The following is a 19,040-nucleotide window of genomic DNA, read 5'->3' as shown; positions in this document are numbered from 1 at the left end:
TCCTTGACCTCGGGGTTCTTCGTGGGACGAGTTCAGCGTATGACGAGCGAGGGCCGATGGGTAGTGGCGTATACGACAGTATTGCTATTGTTTACGTCATGCGTATCGGACTGATCGCGATCGACGGCTGCTTCGGTTCGGCTATCGCGTCGATCATCGACATCGTGCGGGTGGCCGACGGAGCCCGCGGCGATATCGACCCGCGGATCGACCCGATCGAACTCGCCATCCTCGGACCGAAACGGCGAGTGACCACGACGGCATCGATGACCCTGTCAGTGGACCACCCGCTGTCGGAGTCCGGAGAGTTCGACGTGGTCGTCGTCCCTGCGCTTGGAACCCTCACGGCCGCCGCTACCAACGACGCCCTCCAGAGCCGAGATGCTCGTTCGGTCATCGCCTCGCTCGGGCGCCTCGACGAGGCGACCACCCGGATCGCCGCGGCGTGCACCGGCGTGTTCGCCGTCGCCGAGACCGGACGGATGCATCATCGGAGGGCGACGACCAGCTGGTTCCTAGGGCCGGCGTTCCTGAAGCGCTATCCGACCGTCGCCCTCGATCTCGACACCATGGTCGTGGTCGACGGGAACCTCGTCACCGCCGGCGCCGCGTTCGCCCACATCGACCTCGCACTCTCACTCGTGCGATCGATCAGCCCCGACCTGGCCCAACATGTCGCCAAGCTCCTCATCATCGACGAGCGTCCGTCGCAGGCGGCCTTCGTCGCCTACGAACATCTCCGGCACGAGGACCCGATCGTCGTCGAGTTCGAACGCTTCGTGCGCGCCCGCCTGGACGAACCGTTCAACGTCGCCTTCGTCGCGCAGTCGCTCGGCACCAGCCGGCGCACCCTCGAACGACGAGTCCGTGCGGCGCTCAACCTCACTCCGCTCGGTTTCGTCCAACGGCTTCGCATCGAACGAGCTCGGCACCTCTCAGCAACCACGGACCTCACCCCCGCCGAGATCGCGCTACGGGTCGGCTACGCGAACGCCGAGACTCTGCGCTCCCTCCTGCGCAGGGAGCGACGCCGTTCCTGACCTATCGCCATGCCTGTAGCCGGTGTCCTAGCGCTCGACTGGAACCACCTCTCAGCACGTCGCGTCGACGCTCCTGCGTCGCCCCTGGACGACCCACTCGACACGCCCGCAGCACAGGCCATGTGACGTGTCCCGGCTTCCCGGACGGTCGGGGTTGGGTGGCTGTGATGTCGCTGCGTTCTCGTCGAGGGGGTCAGCAGACTCGATCAGGGTCGACTGGGATGAGACGCGAAGGCGGTCAGGTCAGGGCGGCCGAAGCCGGCCGGCCGGGTAGCGTCGGACACGTCGAGGTCTTTCGGATGGATGGCGTAGGAACCTCCGTCGTCGGGAGACCTCGACGTCTATCTGCGGACCGACGCGCCCGGCCGACCTACACCCTCATCTGGGAAGAGCCAGTATGGTGGCCGTCCCCCAACGACAACATCAGCGGCGTACAGATCATTCTCTCGTGCATCCTGGTGGCCGCTGCAGTCCTGGTCAATGTCGGAGTTCGATACTTCATTCGCAGGCTGCCTGCTGCTCAAGCGAGTCTGCGGCAAGCACAACGCGATGCAGCCACCGCCGCAGAGGTCGAAGCACGTCGGCAGTTGAATCTCCGGCGTCTGGAGAATGAGGTTCTTCCAGTGTTTGACGCGGTGACCCGCCAAGAGTGTATTGACGATGCCCTAGGAGAACGGGCACGCCTGACTGAGATGAGACTCCGCGATGCGATCCGGTCGCCCCTCCTGGATTCGCCAGACATCCGCACTGCGGTGTGGAGAGCCCGTGCTCGAGGGATCTCAGTTCAGCTTCTCGACGACCACAGCGAGTCCACCGGCCTACAACTGGGTCTGCCCCGAGTTTGGTTGACACCTGACCTGTGAGGATTTGACCTCACAAGCAAGGATGTTCACCATGCCGAAGCCGTTCCCCAAGGATTTCCGCGACGACGTCGTGGCCGTGGCCCGCAAGGGCCAAGCACCCCTGAAACAGATCGCGAAGGACTTCGGGATCTCCGAAGCCTCCCTGCACAACTGGATGAAGGCCGCCGACATCGAGGATGGCCGCCGCCCGGGCCTCACCGACGCTGACCGGACCGAACTACGCGAAGCCAAGAAACGGATCCGGCTGTTGGAACAGGAGAACGAGGTCCTCCGACGTGCCGCGGCGTACCTGTCCCAGGCGAACCTGCCGGGAAAATAGTCTTCCCGCTCGTCCAAGAGATGGCCGCGGTCGGCGCCCGGATCCGGGTGCCGATCGCGGTGGCGTGCCGGGTCCTGGGACTGTCGACCCAGGGGTACTACAAGTGGCTCAAGGACCCGGTCTGCCGGCGTGAATACGACGACGCGCACCTGATGAACAAGCTGCACGACCTGCACACTGATGACGCCACCCTCGGCTACCGGTTCCTCACCGACGAACTCGCTGACGAGCACGGCATCAAGGTCGGGGAGAACCGGGTGCACCGGTTGTGCCGCATCGCTGGAATCAGCGCCAGTCACCACAAGAAGCGGTCCAAGGCCGGTGCCACCGGCCCGGCGCCCCACGACGACCTCCTCGCGGTCGTGGACGCCCATGGCGTGATTCGTCACGAGTTCACCACGGATGGCCCGAACAAGGTCTGGCTCTGGGACATCTCCGAGCATCCGACGCGGGAAGGGAAGCTGTACATCTGCGCGATCAAGGACGTGTACTCCAACAAGATCGTGGGCTACTCCATCGACTCGCGGATGAAGTCGNCCCTGGCCGCTGCCGCGATGCGGAACGCGATCGCGTTGCGTTCGCCGGTCGGCACGATCTGTCATTCCGACAGGGGCGGTCAGTTCCGCGCGAAGAAGGTCCAGCGGCTGCTCGCGAACAACGGGATGGTCGGGTCGATGGGCCGCGCCTACGGCGCCGGGGACAACGCCAGCATGGAGAGTTTCTTCTCGTTGTTGCAGAAGAACGTGCTCAACACCAGGCGGTGGGACAGCCGGGAGGAACTCCGTCTGGCGATGGTCACCTGGATCGAAACGAAGTACAACCGACGGCGCCGCCAGCGTGCCCTGGGCAAGCTCACGCCGGTCGAGTTTGAGATGATTTACACGGCCGCAGACGCGGCCTGATTACTGCAAACCCCGAGTGTCAACCAGACCGGGGGCAGACCCACGCAGCTGCAGCGCTGTACCTCTCGGAGAACACCGTTCGAACCCACATCACCCGGATTCGCGCGAAGTACGCGTTCCTGGGACTCGATGTATCGACGAAAGCCCGCCTGCTCCACCAAGTGAAGTCAGACGGGCTAATCTGATCCAGTCTTCTCCGGGTTAACCGAAGTAAGCGGGGCTAAACGGAGAAGCCGAGCGCACGCATCTGATCGCGTCCGTCTTCAGTGATGAACTGGGGTCCCCATGCCGGAGTCCAAACCCAGTTGATGCGGTGAGCGCTAACTCCGGGGACTTCCATGACCATGGACTCGGTCTGGCTCTCTAGCATGTCCGTCAGCGGACACGCCGGGGACGTGAGGGTCATGTGGATGACTGCCTCGGTGCCATTCTCGATCCAGATATCGTAGACAAGTCCGAGATCCACAACGTTGATGCCGATCTCGGGGTCCATAACCTCGAACATCGCGTCTTCAACCTGAATGGCGAGCTGCTCCTGCTCCGGAGTCTGGTCCGGCCGCTCGGGCACCGCGAGGGAATACTCAGCGGGCTCGGCCTCCTGCTCAGTGGTCTCGACCTGCGGCTCTTCCACCTGGGGGGTCGTCTGCTCGTCGCTCATGATGCTCCTTCATTGTCGCTGCCCATCATTGCATCGGCGGTTGCGGCCTGGAAGGCCTTCCATCCGAGCAATGCGCACTTGACGCGTGCGGGGTATTTGCTAACTCCGGCGAATGCGATTCCATCGCCGATCACGTCTTCGTCACCTTCGATAGTGCCCCGGGAGGTGATCATCTTCTCGAAGTCGTCGAGCTTTTCCATCGCCTCAGTAACGGACTTCCCGACGATTTCTTCGGCCATCACCGACGTGGAGGCCTGAGAGATCGAGCAGCCAACCGCGTGGTACGACACATCCTCGACCGTCTTCTGGTCGTCTGACAGCTTCACCCTCAGGGTCAATTCATCGCCACAGGACGGATTGACGTGGTGTACCTCGGTACAGAACGGTTCCCGGAGGCCGCTGTGCTGCGGGTGCTTGTAGTGGTCCAGGATGACTTCCTGGTACATCTGCTCGAGCTTCATGTCTCCTCCAACGCCAGCTACGCCGGTTAGATTCCCTAGTTGATTCCGAAGAAGGCCTTCGCCTCGCGGATCGCATCCGCAAGTGCTTCGACCTCATCGAGAGTGTTGTACAGGTAGAACGAGGCGCGCGCCGAAGCCTGCACACCGAGACTACGGTGCGCCGGCCAAGCACAGTGGTGACCAACCCGAATGCACACGCCACGGTCATCAAGCACCTGCCCGAGGTCATGGGGGTGGATCCCCTCAACCTCGAACGACACCGCGGAACCGCGCATGTGCGAGTCCGTCGGACCAATGATCCGAAGTCCCTCGATCTGCTGCAAGGCATCGAGTGCCGCCACGGTCAGCTCATGTTCGTGCTGCGCGACGTTCTCCATACCGATGTTCTGGAGGTATTCAACAGCAGCACCGAGACCGACGACCTGGTGCGTCATCATCGTTCCGGCCTCGAAGCGCTGCGGCGGCGGCGCGAAAGTGGACTTCTCCATGGTGACGACCTCGATCATCGATCCACCGGTGAGGAAGGGCGGAAGCTGCTCAAGCAGCTCTGCCTTCGCCCACAGTGCACCGACGCCGTTGGGTCCGAGCATCTTGTGTCCGGAGAACGCGAGGAAATCAACACCAAGTGCTCGGGCATCCACTGGCATGTGCGGGACCGACTGGCAAGCGTCGAGGACGGTGAGTGCACCGACCTTCTTCGCCCGCCGGACGATCTCGTCTACGTCAGCCACCGCGCCAGTCACGTTCGACTGGTGCGTGAAGGCAACAACCTTGACATTGTCGCTGAGCTCCAAAGAGTCCAGATCGATACGACCATCCGGAGTGGAGGTGTACCAGCGCAACGTGGCACCGGTGCGCTGTGCCAGTTCCTGCCACGGAACAAGATTCGCGTGGTGCTCAAGCTCGGTGACGACGATCTCGTCGCCTTCGCCCACTGCGAGTTCACCAGCACGCGGGTCACCCAACGTGTAGGCAACCAAATTCAACGCCTCAGTGGCGTTCTTGGTGAATACCAGTTCGTCACCGCGACCACCGATGAAGGCCGCGATCTTGTCACGTGCTCCCTCGTACGCGTCCGTGGCCTCCTCAGCGATCTGGTAGGCGCCACGGTGCACCGGGGCGTTGTACTCGGTAAGGAACCGGTATTCAGCCTCCAGCGCCTGCCGTGGCCGCTGGGAGGTAGCCCCGGAGTCGAGGAAGACTAGGGGGCGACCGTCACGGACCGTACGCGAGAGAATCGGAAAATCGTCGCGCAGGTCCGTGTTAAGCATTGATGAATCGCTCGTAACCGTGGGCCTCAAGCTCCTTGGCGAGCTCCGGTCCGCCGGACTCGACAAAGCGTCCGCCGGAGAACACGTGGACGAAGTCCGGGGTCACGTAGTCAAGGATGCGCTGGTAGTGCGTGATGATCAGGATGCCGCCGTCGTTTTCATCCTGGTAGCGGTTGATGCCATCAGAGACGACACGCAAGGCGTCGACGTCAAGACCGGAGTCGGTCTCGTCGAGCACAGCGAACTTCGGCTTGAGCAGATCAAGCTGAAGGATCTCGTGGCGCTTCTTCTCGCCGCCGGAGAAGCCTTCGTTGACCGAGCGCTCAGAGAAGGACGGATCGATCTCGAGGTCGCCCATCGCGGACTTAACTTCCTTGACCCAGTGGCGCAGCTTAGGAGCCTCGCCGCGCTGGGCGGTGACTGCGGAGCGCAGGAAGTTCGACATGGAGACACCAGCGACCTCGACCGGGTACTGCATGGCCAGGAACAGGCCGGCGCGGGCACGCTCGTCGACCTCCATCTCCAGGACGTTCTCGCCGTCGAGCAGGATCTCGCCTTCGGTTACCTCGTAGCGCGGGTGGCCGGCGATGGTGTAGGCGAGGGTGGACTTGCCGGAACCGTTCGGGCCCATCACGGCGTGGGTTTCACCCGAGTTGATGGTGAGGTTGACGCCCTTGAGGATCGGCTTCGGCTCAGAGTTGTCGTCGTTCGGGAGCACCTGCGCGTGCAGGTTCTTGATTTCCAGGGTGCTCATGGGTGGTGCGTTTCCTTCGGTTTTTCGTGGGTGTGTAAATCTGAGGCGCTACAGGGTGACGGTGTCGAGCTCTTCATCAATGAGAGCTGAAAGACGGTCACGGGCGGACTCAACCGGGATCTTGTTGATGACCTCGCCGAAGAAGCCGCGGACGACAAGGCGGCGTGCCACATCCTCCGGGATACCGCGGGCCATGAGGTAGAAGAGCTGCTCGTCGTCGAAACGTCCGACGGTGGCGGCGTGGCCGGCACCGGCGATTTCACCGGTCTCGATCTCAAGGTTCGGGACTGCGTCGGCTCGTGCTCCCTCGGAGAGAATGAGGTTTCGGTTCAACTCGTAGGTGTCGGTGCCAGAGGCCTCCGCGCGGATCAGCACGTCGCCAACCCAAGCAGTGCGGGCGTCGGGCTTGTCTGAAGCCGGATCTCCCTGAAGAGCGCCCTTGTACATCACGTTGGAACGACAGTTCGGGACCGAGTGGTCAACCAGAAGGCGCTGTTCGAAGTACTGTCCGTCATCGGCGAAGTAGACGCCGAGCAGCTCGGCGTCGCCGCCGGGCTGAGTGAACTTGACCCTGGGGATGGTGCGCACGACGGAACCGCCGAAGGTTGCGATCGTGTGGCGCAGGGTCGCGTCCCGGCCGAGGATGGCGTGGTGGCCGGACAGGTGGACTGCGTCGTCCTCCCAGTTAGCCAGGGCCACGACAGCCAGTCGGGAATTATCGGCGACAACGAATTCGACGTTGTCGGCGAAGGTGCCGGAGCCGCGGTAATCCAGGATGACGACGGCATCAGCGCCCTTCTCGGTTTCGACCACAATGTGGCCGTACGCGAGCTTGTCCTCGCCCGGACCGTCGACGACCACGGTGACGGTGTCGGGGTTACCGGCGAGACGGACGACAGTAGCGTCCTCGAAGCCGGAGAACGCCTGTGCTGCGACGCGGTCAACGGGAACACCGGCGCGACCGAGGCTGTCGTCGCCACGCTTGACGGTGTTGACGGTGACTCCGTCGCCGGAGTCAACCGTGATCGTTGCAGCGACCGGATCGCCGGCCGAGCCGTCGTGAAGCCCACGAAGGCGACGCATCGGGGTGAAGCGCCACTCCTCGTCGCGGCCCTTAGGGACGGTGAAATCTTCGACATCGAAGGAAGCGAAGATGTCGCCCTTGTTGGCCAGGACGCGGGAGCGGTGTGCGGACTGGTCCGCGGTAGTGATGTTGGTCATTTTGATTAACCGACCGAACCTTCCATCTGCAGTTCAATGAGGCGATTGAGTTCCAGCGCGTACTCCATCGGGAGTTCCTTCGCGATGGGCTCGACGAATCCACGGACGACCATGGCCATAGCCTCGTCCTCCTCGATGCCACGGCTCATCAGGTAGAAGAGCTGATCATCGGAGACCTTGGAGACGGTGGCCTCGTGACCCAGGGTCACGTCGTCCTCACGCACGTCGACGTACGGGTACGTGTCCGAACGGGAGATCGTGTCGACGAGCAGCGCGTCACATTCAACCGAGCTAGTGGAGTGCTTCGCGCCCTTGTTGATCTGAACCAGACCACGGTAGGCAGCGCGTCCACCGGCACGAGCGACCGACTTAGAGACGATGTTCGAGGAGGTGTACGGAGCCATGTGGACCATCTTGGCTCCGGTGTCCTGGAACTGGTCTGCACCTGCGAACGCGACGGAGAGAACCTCGCCACGTGCGTGCGGACCGGTCATCCACACTGCCGGGTACTTCATGGTCACCTTGGAGCCGATGTTGCCGTCGACCCACTCCATGGTCGCGCCTTCTTCACACTTGGTGCGCTTGGTCACCAGGTTGTAGACGTTGTTCGACCAGTTCTGGATGGTGGTGTAGCGGCAACGGCCGCCCTTCTTGACCACGATCTCGACGACAGCCGAGTGCAGCGAGTCGGATTTGTAGATCGGTGCGGTACAGCCCTCAACGTAATGAACGTAAGCATCTTCATCAACGATGATGAGGGTGCGCTCGAACTGACCCATGTTCTCCGTGTTAATACGGAAGTAGGCCTGCAGCGGGATGTCCACGTGGACTCCCGGCGGCACGTAGATGAAGGAGCCGCCGGACCACACTGCGGTGTTCAGTGCAGAGAACTTATTGTCGCCGGCCGGGATGACGGTACCGAAGTACTCCTCGAACATCTCCGGGTGCTCCTTGAGAGCGGTGTCGGTGTCGAGGAAGATGACACCCTGCTCTTCCAGGTCCTCACGGATCTGGTGGTACACGACCTCGGACTCGTACTGAGCCGCGACACCTGCAACGAGACGCTGCTTCTCAGCCTCGGGGATACCGAGCTTGTCGTAAGTCTGCTTGATGTCGTCAGGCAGATCTTCCCACGACTGAGCCTGCTGCTCAGTCGAGCGGACGAAGTACTTGATGTTGTCGAAGTCGATCGACGAGAGGTCTGCACCCCAAGTCGGCATCGGCTTGCGATCGAAGATGTCGAGGGACTTTAGACGCCGGTTCAGCATCCACTCCGGCTCGCTCTTCTTCGCGGAGATGTCGCGGACTACAGCTTCGGAGAGGCCACGGGATGCGGCGGCTCCTGCTGCGTCGGAGTCGTGCCAGCCGAACTGGTACGCGCCGATCGAGTCGATGATTTCGTCATCGGTCATAGGTTGCTGCTGCACCTTGGCGGAAGGGTCCTGGGCGAGGGTCATTGTCCGCTCCTTTCAGTCGGTGCCTCTGGGGCTGGAGGCCGGTTGATCGGTGAGATGGGAATGTTTGTCGTGCACACGCCGTTGCCGTCGGCGATCGTAGCGAGTCGTTGAGTGTGCTGGCCGAGCAGGGTGCCTACGGCTTGCTGCTCGGCTTCGCACAACTCTGGGAAATCACTCGCGACGTGGCTGATAGGGCAATGTCGGTGGCAGATCTGGAGGCTACCGCGGTTTTCTTGGACATGCGCTGCATATCCATGCCTGCGGAAAGCCTTGACCACCTGCTCCACGACCTGTCGGGTGTCGCCGCCGGCTGCGGCGGGGCTAACCCCACCGAGGATTTCGTCGATCCTCTGCCGAGCAAATGCCGTGACCGCTTGTTCTCCCCCGACTTCCTTGAGGGTTCGAAGGGCGGCGACTGCAAGTTCGTCGTATCCGTGGCCGAATTCGGCTCGTCCGTCGTCAGTCAGCCGGAATGTCTTGGCTGGTCGACCACGACCGCGTGGGCCGGACACCGGGGCCGGGGCGGACTCTACGAGCCCGTCTTCAACCAAAATGTCCATGTGCCGTCGTACCGCGGCGGCGGATAGTCCGAGTTCTGCGGCGATGTCGGAGGAGCTGGCGGGGTTTCCCTCCAGCAAGGTGATCAGAATTCGGCGGCGGGTATCTCCGTCCGGGTTAATGGACATCGTGCGCCTCCTTCTTCTATCTCCGGTCAGTTATTCCGTCTAGCTGCGGCCGGTGAGCATTTCGTGTACCGGCTACATCTTTAGACAACGCAATTGTTGCGTAATTAATCCCGAATAGCCAGAAACGCTGGTCTAGGCGGTGTTGTGGGGTCTACCGGAACCCCTCCAGGTAGGGTGAACCTCCGTGAGCGAGGATGTCGAGGTGAAGCGCCCCCGCCCGTCTGCGTTGTCCTGGTTACGGGATGCAATGCCGCGGGTCGGACAAGCAGGTTCGCGATCGGCGACCCTCCACAGTGACGCGGAGCAGGTCCCTCGCCTAGAGCGCAATTACCGGGAGCTAAACCGGTTTGCTGCACAACGGTGGCTTGGCACGCTCGGGGCAGTCCTGATCATGGTCGGCGGCATCGGCGCTGGCGCCACCCCGGTGATCGGCAACGCTTTCTGGGGCACCTGGATCGGAACAGTCCTTGGGCAGATGCTCCAGGCGAGCACCATCGTCACTTTCACCGGAATTGGCCTCCTCGTCATTGCATGGTTGGGCGTCGGAGCGTTGGTCTATTCCGGGGCTCGAAGCAAGGTCAGTACCGTCGATGTCCCGTTGCTAAAGCGCACCTATCTCAGCTGGATGATTCCGCTGATGTTCACGGCGCCACTGTTCACTCAGGACATCTACTCGTACTTGGCACAAGGTGCGATCGTCGTGCGTGGGATGGATCCCTATTCAGCCGGTCCCGTGGACCTGCTCGGAGCAGCCGATCCTCTGGCGCGTTCAGTACCGTTGATCTGGTCGCATGATCCCAGCCCCTATGGACCGGTGGCGATGATGGTCGCTGCTGCCATTTCGGTGATCACCTCCGATCACGTCCTCCTTTCGGTCTTTCTCCACCGTCTGGTGTCCGTGGCATCCCTCATCGTGGTCGGCTGGGCGCTGGTGCGCCTGGCCAAGCGGTGTGGGGTCTCGCCCCAATTCGCTCTCTGGTTGGGCGTCCTGAATCCCCTGGTGCTGCTGCATCTCGTTGGCGGAATCCACAACGAATCACTCCTTTTGGCGCTGTTGTTGGTCGGTTTTGAGCTCTGCCTGCTCGCTCTGCATGGACCACCACGTCCTGGTGCGCGAGACAGCATGGTCGAACCAGGAAGGCCCGTGCTCGATCGCAGAGGCTGGGCGCTCTTTGCCGCCGGAGTACTGCTGATCTCTATGGCAGGGCTGGTGAAGGTGACTGGCTTCGTAGCGCTCGGGTTCGTGGGTATGCAGTTGGCTCGCAGATTCGGCCAACGGTTCATCAACGTGATCACTGCTGCGATGATTACCGGTCTGATCATGGCCATCTCGGTAACGGTGATGTCGCTACTATCGGGGCTCGGCTTCGGCTGGATCACCAGCCAAGGTGGAGCAGCGGCCGTGCGCAGTTGGATGTCCCTACCTACTTCACTGGGAACCCTCTCAGGCTTCATCGGCCGCGTGCTCGGTATCGGTGACATCTCTGAATCTGCGCTAACTCTGACGAGGGCAGTTGGAGTTGCGATCGCCATCGGCTGGTTGGTCCGTATGCTCTGGGCAACGTTCCGAGGCCGCGTCCACCCATTGGGTGGCTACGGACTGTCGACCCTTGTCCTGGTTCTGCTCTTCCCCGTGGTGCATCCCTGGTACCTACTGTGGGCACTGGTGCCACTAGCGGCGTGGGCGAACCGGCAGTCGTTCCGCCTGGTGACTGTCGTCTACTCGGTGATCTTTAGTTTCACTGTTCTGCCTCGCGGAATGGGCCTGCCACCTGGCACGGTCCTGCAGATTTACCTCGGTTCCGCAGCCGCGTTCATTATTGTTTTAGCCCTCGTCGCAGTGTTGATGAACCGGAAGGGCCTGCTTCGAATCCGGTAGGGCGAGGGGCAACCGCCCCAGTGCGCTACCCTATGCTGTCCGCTGTGACCAAGAGTGAACCTTCAGCCGGATCGCCGCTGGCTCTGCAGATGAGCGGGGTGACTAAGCGCTTCGGCGACGTCACCGCCGTCGATGGCATTGACCTCTCCCTGGAGCGAGGTTCTGTCCTCGCCTTGCTTGGGCCCAATGGCGCAGGCAAGACAACCACAGTTGAGATGTGCGAGGGCTTCATTAAGCCGGACCGCGGTGATGTCCGAGTGCTCGGTCTAAACCCGTGGACCCAGACCGACGAACTTCGCAGCCGCGTGGGAATCATGCTCCAGGGCGGCGGCGCCTACCCCGGCATCCGCGCCGGCGAGATGCTGGAACTCGTTGCGGGCTACTCTGCGAATCCATTGGACACGGAGTGGCTGTTGGACGTCGTTGGACTGTCTAGGCACCGCAATACCAACTACCGCAGCCTGTCTGGAGGCCAGCAACAGCGACTGTCCTTGGCCTGTGCGTTGGTAGGCCGACCGGAATTGATTTTCCTTGACGAGCCCACTGCCGGCCTCGATGCCCAGTCCCGACTCGCGGTGTGGGACCTGGTCAATTCACTGAAGCGCGACGGTGTCGCAGTGGTTCTCACTACCCACCTCATGGATGAGGCGGAGGCTCTGGCCGACGATGTGATCATTATCGACCGCGGTCACGTCGTGGCCTCTGGAACGCCGTCGGACATCACCGGAATGACCGGGATGTCGGGTATTGATTTCTCCGCCGACGGACCGCTCGACACCGCTGCCTTGACCGCATGCCTGGAAGTCGGTTCCTCGGTGAGGGCTACGGCGCCTGGCCGCTATCGACTGGACGGGCACACCACGCCCACCCAGATTGCGGCGCTGGCTACGTGGTGCGCCGACCATGGCGTTTTGGTGACCGACCTTCGGGTTGGGCACCGCAGCCTGGAGGACGTTTTCCTAGACATCACTGGCCGAGAGATGAGGAACTGACGTGAGCGACGTTGACACTGGACGTTTTCCGGACGGCACTTTCACCCCAGCCCCCGGTGCCGCCGCCGGACCTGCGTTGTTGAAAAAGCAGACCCGCATGGAGACTGTCCTGATTCTCCGGCACGGGGAACAGGCGCTGTTGTCGTTGATCATTCCTCTGGGCATGCTCGTAGGACTGTCGCTGGTTCCGATCCTCGATCTGGAGGATCCGGTGCAACGCGTACTGCCATTGACGCTCGCTGTCGCAGCTATGTCTGCTGGTTTCACCGGTCAGGCAATCGCTTTAGGCTTCGACCGGAAGTACGGGGCCTTGAAGCGCATCGGAGCGTCCGGTCTTCCGAAGTGGGGCATTATCAGTGGGAAGGTTGGAGCAGTCGCCATTGTGGTGACTATTCAGTTCGCACTGATTCTCGCCACGGCTGTCGCTTTGGGCTTCCGGGCGGACTTCATCCACGTGCTCTTGGCGTACCTGTTCACGATGCTCGGCGCGGCCTCGTTCTCCACGATGGGTCTGCTCATGGGCGGCACCCTCAAAGGAGAGGTCATTCTCGCACTGGCGAACATCGTCTGGTTCGCGCTCATGGGTGTTGCCGCGCTCGTGGCGGTGGGGCCGGCGATGGCGCCGGCGCTCGAGACCGCCCTCACGTTCATCCCGTCAGTGGCGCTGACTCAAGGACTGATTTCGCTTCTCGACGGCCCGGGCGTCGGGTTGCTCTTCCCCATCCTGGTTCTCGTTGGTTGGGGGCTTCTCTGCGGCGCTGCTGCGGTGCGACTGTTCAGGTTTGAGGCACCCCGCTCTTAATCCCCCGTCCGTGACAGTGATCCGGATCACACGTAGTATTGGGCCACGAACCTCGCGGAAAGTGCGGGGTGAATGATCCGAGGTAACGGTGATCATCATGACCATCAAACTGCCGGCGTGGGCCCCACAGTTCGGACTGCTCGTGGCGCGTGTGCTCGACTCTAGGTACCCCTACGGCAAGTACATCAAGTACCGCAGCTACGGGGAGAACAAGCTCCGTTGGACCTTGATCCTCCAGCCGTCGGGAGTCTCAGTCACGGTGGACGCATGGACGAACAACGGTTGGTCCGAGATCGAAGCCTCCGATGAGATTGATCTCACAATGATCACCGGCTATGGAGTTACCGAGTCAGTAGACAACATCGTTGCAGGTAGGACCCAGGTACTGGAGTTTTTGTTCGGTCGAAATCTGGCGTACGCGCAGTAAGACCCCGTTTAAGTTCGCCGGTCAGCGGCGGGTATCGTCAGGTGCATGAAAACGGCTTCGGACGCGCGCTCTACCGCCCTCATCGACAAGGCTTGGCCTTGGCTAACGGCCCTGCTGCTGAGACTTCCGGTAGCGCCGATCCGACGACAGCGCATCTACGCGCTCATTCTCTTGCTTGCTCAGGCAGGCATCGCCGTGACCGGCTCCATCGTCCGCGTCTCCGGCTCCGGCCTCGGCTGTGACACCTGGCCCCAGTGCCATCCCGGCACCTTCGTCCCGCGTGCCGGTGCCACTCCGATGGTCCTGCAGGTCATCGAGTTCGGAAACCGACTTCTGACCTTCGTCCTCATCGCGATCTGTCTGGTCGTCTTCCTCTCGGCGCTGCGCGCTCGTCGCCGCAATGACATCATCCTGCTGGCTTTCATCTCCGGCCTCGGCATCATTCTGCAGGCTGTCATCGGCGGCATCTCGGTGCTCGTCGACCTGCACTGGGCTGCCGTGATGGTGCACTTCCTGCCCTCAATGCTGCTGACCTGGATCGCTGCGATGCTGTTTGTCCGCATCGGCTGCCCCGATGACGGCAACGCCGAGCGCATCTACCCGCAGTGGCTGCGGTATCTGGCTGGCTTCGCCGCCACCATCATGGTCCTCACCCTCATCACCGGCACCATGGTTACCGCCGCTGGCCCCCACGCCGGCGACGCCGACATTGGACCCGAGGACCGCCTCCAGCTCCCGATCCCGGAGCTGGTCAGCGCCCACGCAGGCGCCACCTACCTGCTGTGCGGTCTCGTTATCGGCCTTGTCTTCGCGCTGCATGCTGTTCCTAAGGTTCCCAAGTCCCTGCTGAAGTGGGGCTGGCTCACCGTCGGCATGATCGTCCTTCAGGGTGTGATCGGCATGACTCAGCACCTCAACGATGTGCCCGAGTTCCTGGTTCCGTTCCACGTCGCCGGTTCCGGTGCGGTGGTCGCGTTCATGGGTATCCTCTGGCAGCGCGGCTACATCCTGACCGGAGGCTCTGCCACGGTCACTGGCTCAGTCGAGGGCGATGCGGAGTACACCGCAAAGCACTGACGCTACCCTGGGCCGCATGAACGGAATCCTCATTGAGTCCTTCGGCGGCCCCGAGCAACTTCACTGGCACACCGACCTTCCTGATCTCTCCCCTGGTCCTGGCGAATGCCTGGTCCGCACCAGCGCTATTGGCGTCAACTTCACCGACGTGTACCAGCGCACCGGCACTTACCCGCGTCCTCTTCCCTTCACGCCAGGGTCCGAGGGTGCGGGTGTTGTTGTCTCAGTGGGGTCCGATGTCACCGAGATCGAGGTCGGCCAACGCGTCGCATGGTGCGACGTACCTGATTCTTATGCGGAATACGTGCTTGCTCCCGCCAGCCGACTCGTTCCCGTCCCTGACTCTGTCGATGACAACACTGCAGCATCATCGCTGCTCCAGGGCATCACTGCACAGTTTTTGGCCACGTCAGTCGCCGATACTGGTCCACAGACGACGGCGTTGGTGACGGCGGGGGCTGGGGGCGTCGGGATGCTTCTTACGCAGTACCTGAAGTCACTGGGGGCGACGGTTTTCACGCTAGTTTCGACGGAGGAGAAGGCGAAGCGCTCCCGTGATGCGGGCGCGGATGAGGTATTGCTTTACGACGCCCACCTAGACTCACGCATCCGCGACCTCACAGATGGCCGCGGTGCTGATGTCGTTTTTGACGGTGTCGGTAGGGACACCTTCGAGTTGTCGCTGAGTGCTGCGAAGGTGCGCGGCCTCGTAGTTCTGTTTGGCGCAGCGTCCGGTGCAGTCCCGCCCATGGATCCGCAAGAGCTCAATAAGCACGGTTCGCTGTATCTGACGCGTCCCCATATGCGGCACTTCATCAGCGAAGATGATGAATTGCGCCAGCGTGCGACCGAGGTTCTCGACAAGGTTGCCGGCGGTGAATTGATGGTGACGGTGGGCGCCACCTATGCCCTGTCCGACGCTGCGCAGGCGCATACGGATCTGCAGGCGAGGAAGACCGTCGGCGCTGTGGTGCTAACTCCGTAAGTTCGATCAGGAGAACATCGAGGCGATCGTCGTCAAGCCCAGTGCGGCATCGACGGCGAGTGCCACACAAACCACCGCGAGGTAGTTGTTTGATAGCAAGAACAGCTTCATCGGCTTGATCTCTCCACCGGCCTTGACCTTTGCGTGGAGGGAGAAGGCTCCCCACAGGAACCAGATACCTGCAGCGAGGGCGCCGACTAAGTAGATCCAACCAGCCGCCGGGATAAGCAGGAACGTCGTGACGACGGTGGCAACGGTGTACCAGATAATTCGGATGGTGACTTCGATCGGAGTACGAACCACCGGGAGCATCGGGACGCCGGCGGCCTCGTAATCCTCGCGGTAACGCAGGCCCAGCGCCCAGGTGTGCGGCGGGGTCCAGAAGAAGATCACCAGGAACAGGACGATGGCCTGCCACCAGTGGGTCCAGCCGGTGACTGCATCAGAGTTATCGGTGATGACGGCCCAACCGACCATGACTGGCATACAGCCTGCAGCGCCGCCCCAGACCACGTTCTGGTCAGTGCTGCGCTTGAGCCACATGGTGTAAACGAACACATAGAACGCGATGGTGAGAAGGATGAACACCGAAGCGAGCCAGGAGTTGCAGATAATGCCCAGCCAGAGGACTGACGCAATTGTCAGGACGATGCCGAAGATCAGAGCAGCTCGGTTGGACACGGTCTGCTTCGCCAGCGGACGCTTGATGGTGCGCTTCATGACCTTGTCGATGTCAGAGTCGACAACCATGTTGAAGGTGTTGGCCGCTGCAGCGCCCATCCAACCTCCGACCAGGGTGCCCAGAATGAGCCACAGCATTGTGCCGCCCTGTCCGGGCTGAAGGATCGCACCTCGGTCAGCCTGTAGCATCGCTGGGATCGCGGCGACGAGGAGAAGTTCGATGACGCGGGGCTTGGTCAGCGCGACATAGGCCTTCACGGTCTCCAGCAAGGGTTCCTCCCACGTTATTGTTTCCGCCGGAACCTGGGTTCAGGCGGCGTAGCGGAACTCATCGTAGCGGTGATGACCGTTGTTACGGGCATTAGGGTTGCCATGCCCATCTGAGTGCCGGTGATGAACACTGACGGTCAGTGCCGATAGACTGAATAAGACACGTTTCCGATCGTAAGTGGCAGGAGCCTTCCGTGACCCTTTCCCCCGAGCTGCAGGCGCGCGTTGTCCGCAACTACCCCTCCGACTGGACCGACCTGGACACCCGTGCTGTAGACACTGCCCGTGTCCTTGCTGCAGATGCCGTGCAGAAGTGCGGATCCGGCCACCCGGGTACGGCGATGAGCCTCGCGCCCCTGGCGTACACGCTCTACCAGCGCAGCATGCGTCACGATCCGAAGGACCCGAACTGGGCCGGACGTGACCGCTTCGTGCTGTCGTGTGGGCACACCTCTCTCACCCAGTACATTCAGCTCTACTTCGCTGGCTTCGGCTTGGAGCTGGAGGATCTTCAGGCGCTGCGCACCTGGGGCGCGTTGACCCCGGGCCACCCGGAGTACGGCCACACCGATGGTGTGGAGATCACTACCGGCCCCCTAGGCCAGGGTCTGGCTTCCGCAGTGGGCATGGCAATGGCCGCTCGCCGCGAGCGTGGACTGTTCGACCCGGAGGCTGCCGCTGGCGAGTCGCCGTTCGACCACTTCGTCTACGTGATTGCCTCCGACGGTGACATTCAGGAGGGCGTCACCGCCGAAGCCTGCTCCCTCGCCGGAACACAGGAACTGGGCAACCTTGTCGTTTTCTGGGATGACAACAACATCTCCATCGAGGACGACACCAAGATCGCCTTCACCGAGAACGTTGCTGACCGCTACCGTGCATACGGCTGGCAGGTCATCGAGCTCGACGGTGCAGAGGATGTCGCCGCGATCGAGTCCGCAATCGATGAGGCGAAGGCCGACACCACTCGTCCGACCTTCGTTCGGATGAGCTCGGTCATCGCGTACCCGTCTCCGAACAAGATGAACACCGGCGCCTCTCACGGTTCGGCCCTGGGTGCTGACGAAGTTGCCCTGATCAAGGAGGAACTCGGGTTCGACACCGAGAAGACCTTCGAGGTCTCCGACGAAGTCATCGCGCACACCCGCTCCCTCGCTGAGCGCTCCGAGACCGCCCGTTCCGCCTGGACCGAGAAATTCGATGCGTGGTCGGCCGCCAACCCGGAGCGCCGCGAGCTCTTCGACCGGCTGACTGAGGGATCGCTTCCCGACGGCTACGCTGATGAGCTCCCCACCTGGGACACCGGAGACTCCGTCGCCACTCGTAAGGCCTCTGAGGCCGCACTTCAGGCAATCGCAGCCACCCTGCCGGAGCTGTGGGGCGGCTCGGCCGACCTCGCCGGCTCGAACAACACCGTGATCAAGGGCTCCCCGTCCTTCGGCCCGGAGCAGATCACCACCGACACGTGGACCACTTCCCCGTACGGCCGGAACCTGCACTTCGGTATCCGTGAGCACGCGATGGGTTCGATCCTCAACGGCATTACCCTGCACGGTGGCACCCGCCCGTACGGCGGAACCTTCCTCATCTTCTCGGACTACATGCGTCCGGCTGTCCGTCTGGCGGCCCTGATGAACATCTCCCCGATGTACGTCTGGACCCACGACTCCATCGGCCTGGGCGAGGATGGCCCGACGCACCAGCCGATCGAGCAGCTCGCATCGCTGCGCGCCATCCCGAACATGTCCACCTTCCGTCCTGCTGACGCTAACGAGACCGCACAGGCGTGGACTGCTGCACTCGAGGGCCCGGCCGGCCCGAAGGCATTCGCTCTGACCCGTCAGAACGTACCGGTGCTCAAGGGCACGAAGAAGAAGGCCGCTGAGGGCGTGCGCCGCGGCGCTTACGTTCTGGTCGACACCGAGGGAACCCCGGACGTCGTGCTAATCGGCACTGGCTCTGAGGTCCAGCTCGCCGTTGAGGCTGCTGAGACCCTGGCTGCCGACGGCGTCGCCGCTCGCGTTGTCTCCGCACCGTGCCTTGATTGGTTCGAGCAGCAGGATGAGGATTACCGCGAGTCGGTCATCCCGACCTCGGTCCGTGCACGTGTCTCCGTCGAAGCTGGCATTGCAATGCCGTGGTACCGCCACCTCGGCGCCGCCGGTCGTGCCGTCTCCCTGGAGCACTTCGGTGCCTCGGCCCGCTACGAGCGACTCTTCACCGAATTTGGCATCACCACTGACGCCGTCGTCGCAGCCGCACGTGAATCCATCACCGCAGCCGGAAAGTAGAAGC

18 protein-coding genes are annotated in these 19,040 nt (G+C 62.3%); 10 read left to right on the top strand and 8 right to left on the bottom strand.

The features are described 5' to 3' along the window. Positions 1-98 precede the first annotated feature (98 nt). From YWU_RS0111025 to YWU_RS0111005, 3 genes are all read left to right on the top strand, one after another. Positions 99-1,040 carry a GlxA family transcriptional regulator gene (locus YWU_RS0111025; protein ID WP_027020517.1) on the top strand — a complete coding sequence of 314 codons (942 nt, stop codon included), beginning with the start codon at positions 99-101 and terminating at the stop codon, positions 1,038-1,040. Between the two features lie 299 nt (positions 1,041-1,339). Continuing rightward, positions 1,340-1,903 carry a hypothetical protein gene (locus tag YWU_RS18240; RefSeq protein ID WP_205618329.1) on the top strand — a complete coding sequence of 188 codons (564 nt, stop codon included), beginning with the start codon at positions 1,340-1,342 and terminating at the stop codon, positions 1,901-1,903. Positions 1,904-1,934: 31 nt separating this feature from the next. Beyond that, a protein-coding gene (locus YWU_RS0111005) for an IS3 family transposase (RefSeq protein ID WP_156892817.1) occupies positions 1,935-3,124 on the top strand; the annotation gives its coding sequence in 2 pieces (ribosomal slippage) (positions 1,935-2,213 and positions 2,216-3,124; 1,188 coding nt in all). Positions 3,125-3,344: 220 nt separating this feature from the next. Here the strand turns inward: YWU_RS0111005 and YWU_RS0111000 are convergent. From YWU_RS0111000 to YWU_RS0110970, 7 genes are read right to left on the bottom strand one after another with little or no spacing between them, the layout of a single operon-like run. After that, on the bottom strand, positions 3,345-3,782 hold the full coding sequence (locus YWU_RS0111000) for a metal-sulfur cluster assembly factor (protein WP_027020514.1): 438 nt from the start codon (positions 3,780-3,782) through the stop codon (positions 3,345-3,347). Then, positions 3,779-4,243 (bottom strand): Fe-S cluster assembly sulfur transfer protein SufU, encoded by a 465-nt coding sequence (gene sufU / locus YWU_RS0110995; RefSeq protein ID WP_027020513.1) that lies wholly within the window; start codon positions 4,241-4,243, stop codon positions 3,779-3,781. Before sufU ends, YWU_RS0111000 begins: the two co-directional genes overlap by 4 nt. A 35-nt stretch (positions 4,244-4,278) precedes the next feature. After that, the gene (locus YWU_RS0110990; protein WP_027020512.1) at positions 4,279-5,514 is read right to left on the bottom strand and encodes a cysteine desulfurase; all 1,236 of its coding nucleotides are present in this window, start codon (positions 5,512-5,514) and stop codon (positions 4,279-4,281) included. Then, positions 5,507-6,268: a Fe-S cluster assembly ATPase SufC gene (gene sufC, locus YWU_RS0110985; protein ID WP_027020511.1), complete on the bottom strand. Its 762-nt coding sequence runs from the start codon at positions 6,266-6,268 to the stop codon at positions 5,507-5,509. The genes YWU_RS0110990 and sufC overlap by 8 nt, the downstream gene beginning before the upstream one ends. Before the next feature lie 48 nt (positions 6,269-6,316). Further along, on the bottom strand, positions 6,317-7,489 hold the full coding sequence (gene sufD, locus YWU_RS0110980) for a Fe-S cluster assembly protein SufD (RefSeq protein WP_027020510.1): 1,173 nt from the start codon (positions 7,487-7,489) through the stop codon (positions 6,317-6,319). Between the two features lie 5 nt (positions 7,490-7,494). Then, positions 7,495-8,901 carry a Fe-S cluster assembly protein SufB gene (gene sufB, locus YWU_RS0110975; protein WP_205618330.1) on the bottom strand — a complete coding sequence of 469 codons (1,407 nt, stop codon included), beginning with the start codon at positions 8,899-8,901 and terminating at the stop codon, positions 7,495-7,497. A 41-nt stretch (positions 8,902-8,942) separates the two neighbouring features. Continuing rightward, on the bottom strand, positions 8,943-9,632 hold the full coding sequence (locus YWU_RS0110970) for a helix-turn-helix transcriptional regulator (protein ID WP_027020508.1): 690 nt from the start codon (positions 9,630-9,632) through the stop codon (positions 8,943-8,945). A gap of 184 nt (positions 9,633-9,816) precedes the next feature. Between YWU_RS0110970 and mptB the strand changes: the two genes are divergently transcribed. The 6 genes from mptB to YWU_RS0110940 all read left to right on the top strand — a co-directional run bounded on the left by mptB (position 9,817) and on the right by YWU_RS0110940 (position 15,794). Continuing rightward, positions 9,817-11,511, top strand: coding sequence for a polyprenol phosphomannose-dependent alpha 1,6 mannosyltransferase MptB (gene mptB / locus YWU_RS0110965; protein WP_338025287.1), 1,695 nt, complete (start codon positions 9,817-9,819; stop codon positions 11,509-11,511). A gap of 44 nt (positions 11,512-11,555) precedes the next feature. After that, on the top strand, positions 11,556-12,503 hold the full coding sequence (locus YWU_RS0110960; protein ID WP_027020506.1) for an ABC transporter ATP-binding protein: 948 nt from the start codon (positions 11,556-11,558) through the stop codon (positions 12,501-12,503). 1 nt (position 12,504) lies between these two features. Next, complete coding sequence (locus tag YWU_RS0110955; RefSeq protein WP_027020505.1) at positions 12,505-13,305, top strand: ABC transporter permease; 801 nt, start codon at positions 12,505-12,507, stop codon at positions 13,303-13,305. Between the two features lie 97 nt (positions 13,306-13,402). Then, a complete protein-coding gene (locus tag YWU_RS0110950) occupies positions 13,403-13,732 on the top strand; it encodes a hypothetical protein (RefSeq protein ID WP_156892816.1) in 330 nt (109 codons plus the stop codon). Positions 13,733-13,777: 45 nt separating this feature from the next. Continuing rightward, entirely contained in the window at positions 13,778-14,809 is a 1,032-nt protein-coding gene (locus tag YWU_RS0110945; RefSeq protein WP_027020503.1) for a COX15/CtaA family protein, read from the top strand. Positions 14,810-14,825: 16 nt separating this feature from the next. Continuing rightward, positions 14,826-15,794, top strand: coding sequence for a quinone oxidoreductase family protein (locus tag YWU_RS0110940; protein WP_027020502.1), 969 nt, complete (start codon positions 14,826-14,828; stop codon positions 15,792-15,794). Positions 15,795-15,800: 6 nt separating this feature from the next. Here the strand turns inward: YWU_RS0110940 and YWU_RS0110935 are convergent, their stop codons facing one another. Then, entirely contained in the window at positions 15,801-16,745 is a 945-nt protein-coding gene (locus tag YWU_RS0110935; RefSeq protein ID WP_338025286.1) for a heme o synthase, read from the bottom strand. Between the two features lie 194 nt (positions 16,746-16,939). On the opposite strand from YWU_RS0110935, the gene tkt reads away from it, so the two are divergent. Continuing rightward, the gene (gene tkt, locus YWU_RS0110930; RefSeq protein WP_027020500.1) at positions 16,940-19,036 is read left to right on the top strand and encodes a transketolase; all 2,097 of its coding nucleotides are present in this window, start codon (positions 16,940-16,942) and stop codon (positions 19,034-19,036) included. The last annotated feature ends 4 nt before the right edge of the window (positions 19,037-19,040 follow it).

The sequence above is a fragment of the Corynebacterium sputi DSM 45148 genome (assembly GCF_000427865.1).
Classification (GTDB): domain Bacteria; phylum Actinomycetota; class Actinomycetes; order Mycobacteriales; family Mycobacteriaceae; genus Corynebacterium; species Corynebacterium sputi.
This window is presented reverse-complemented; position numbering and strand designations above follow the sequence as displayed.

Bases quoted from the DNA above. Each gene is read 5' to 3' on its own strand.
- YWU_RS0111025 (WP_027020517.1), top strand. From the start codon at position 99: ATGCGTATCGGACTGATCGCGATCGACGGCTGCTTCGGTTCGGCTATC.
- YWU_RS18240 (WP_205618329.1), top strand. From the start codon at position 1,340: ATGGATGGCGTAGGAACCTCCGTCGTCGGGAGACCTCGACGTCTATCT.
- YWU_RS0111000 (WP_027020514.1), bottom strand. From the start codon at position 3,782: ATGAGCGACGAGCAGACGACCCCCCAGGTGGAAGAGCCGCAGGTCGAG.
- sufU (WP_027020513.1), bottom strand. From the start codon at position 4,243: ATGAAGCTCGAGCAGATGTACCAGGAAGTCATCCTGGACCACTACAAG.
- YWU_RS0110990 (WP_027020512.1), bottom strand. From the start codon at position 5,514: ATGCTTAACACGGACCTGCGCGACGATTTTCCGATTCTCTCGCGTACG.
- sufC (WP_027020511.1), bottom strand. From the start codon at position 6,268: ATGAGCACCCTGGAAATCAAGAACCTGCACGCGCAGGTGCTCCCGAAC.
- sufD (WP_027020510.1), bottom strand. From the start codon at position 7,489: ATGACCAACATCACTACCGCGGACCAGTCCGCACACCGCTCCCGCGTC.
- sufB (WP_205618330.1), bottom strand. From the start codon at position 8,901: ATGACCGATGACGAAATCATCGACTCGATCGGCGCGTACCAGTTCGGC.
- YWU_RS0110970 (WP_027020508.1), bottom strand. From the start codon at position 9,632: ATGTCCATTAACCCGGACGGAGATACCCGCCGCCGAATTCTGATCACC.
- YWU_RS0110950 (WP_156892816.1), top strand. From the start codon at position 13,403: ATGACCATCAAACTGCCGGCGTGGGCCCCACAGTTCGGACTGCTCGTG.
- YWU_RS0110945 (WP_027020503.1), top strand. From the start codon at position 13,778: ATGAAAACGGCTTCGGACGCGCGCTCTACCGCCCTCATCGACAAGGCT.
- YWU_RS0110940 (WP_027020502.1), top strand. From the start codon at position 14,826: ATGAACGGAATCCTCATTGAGTCCTTCGGCGGCCCCGAGCAACTTCAC.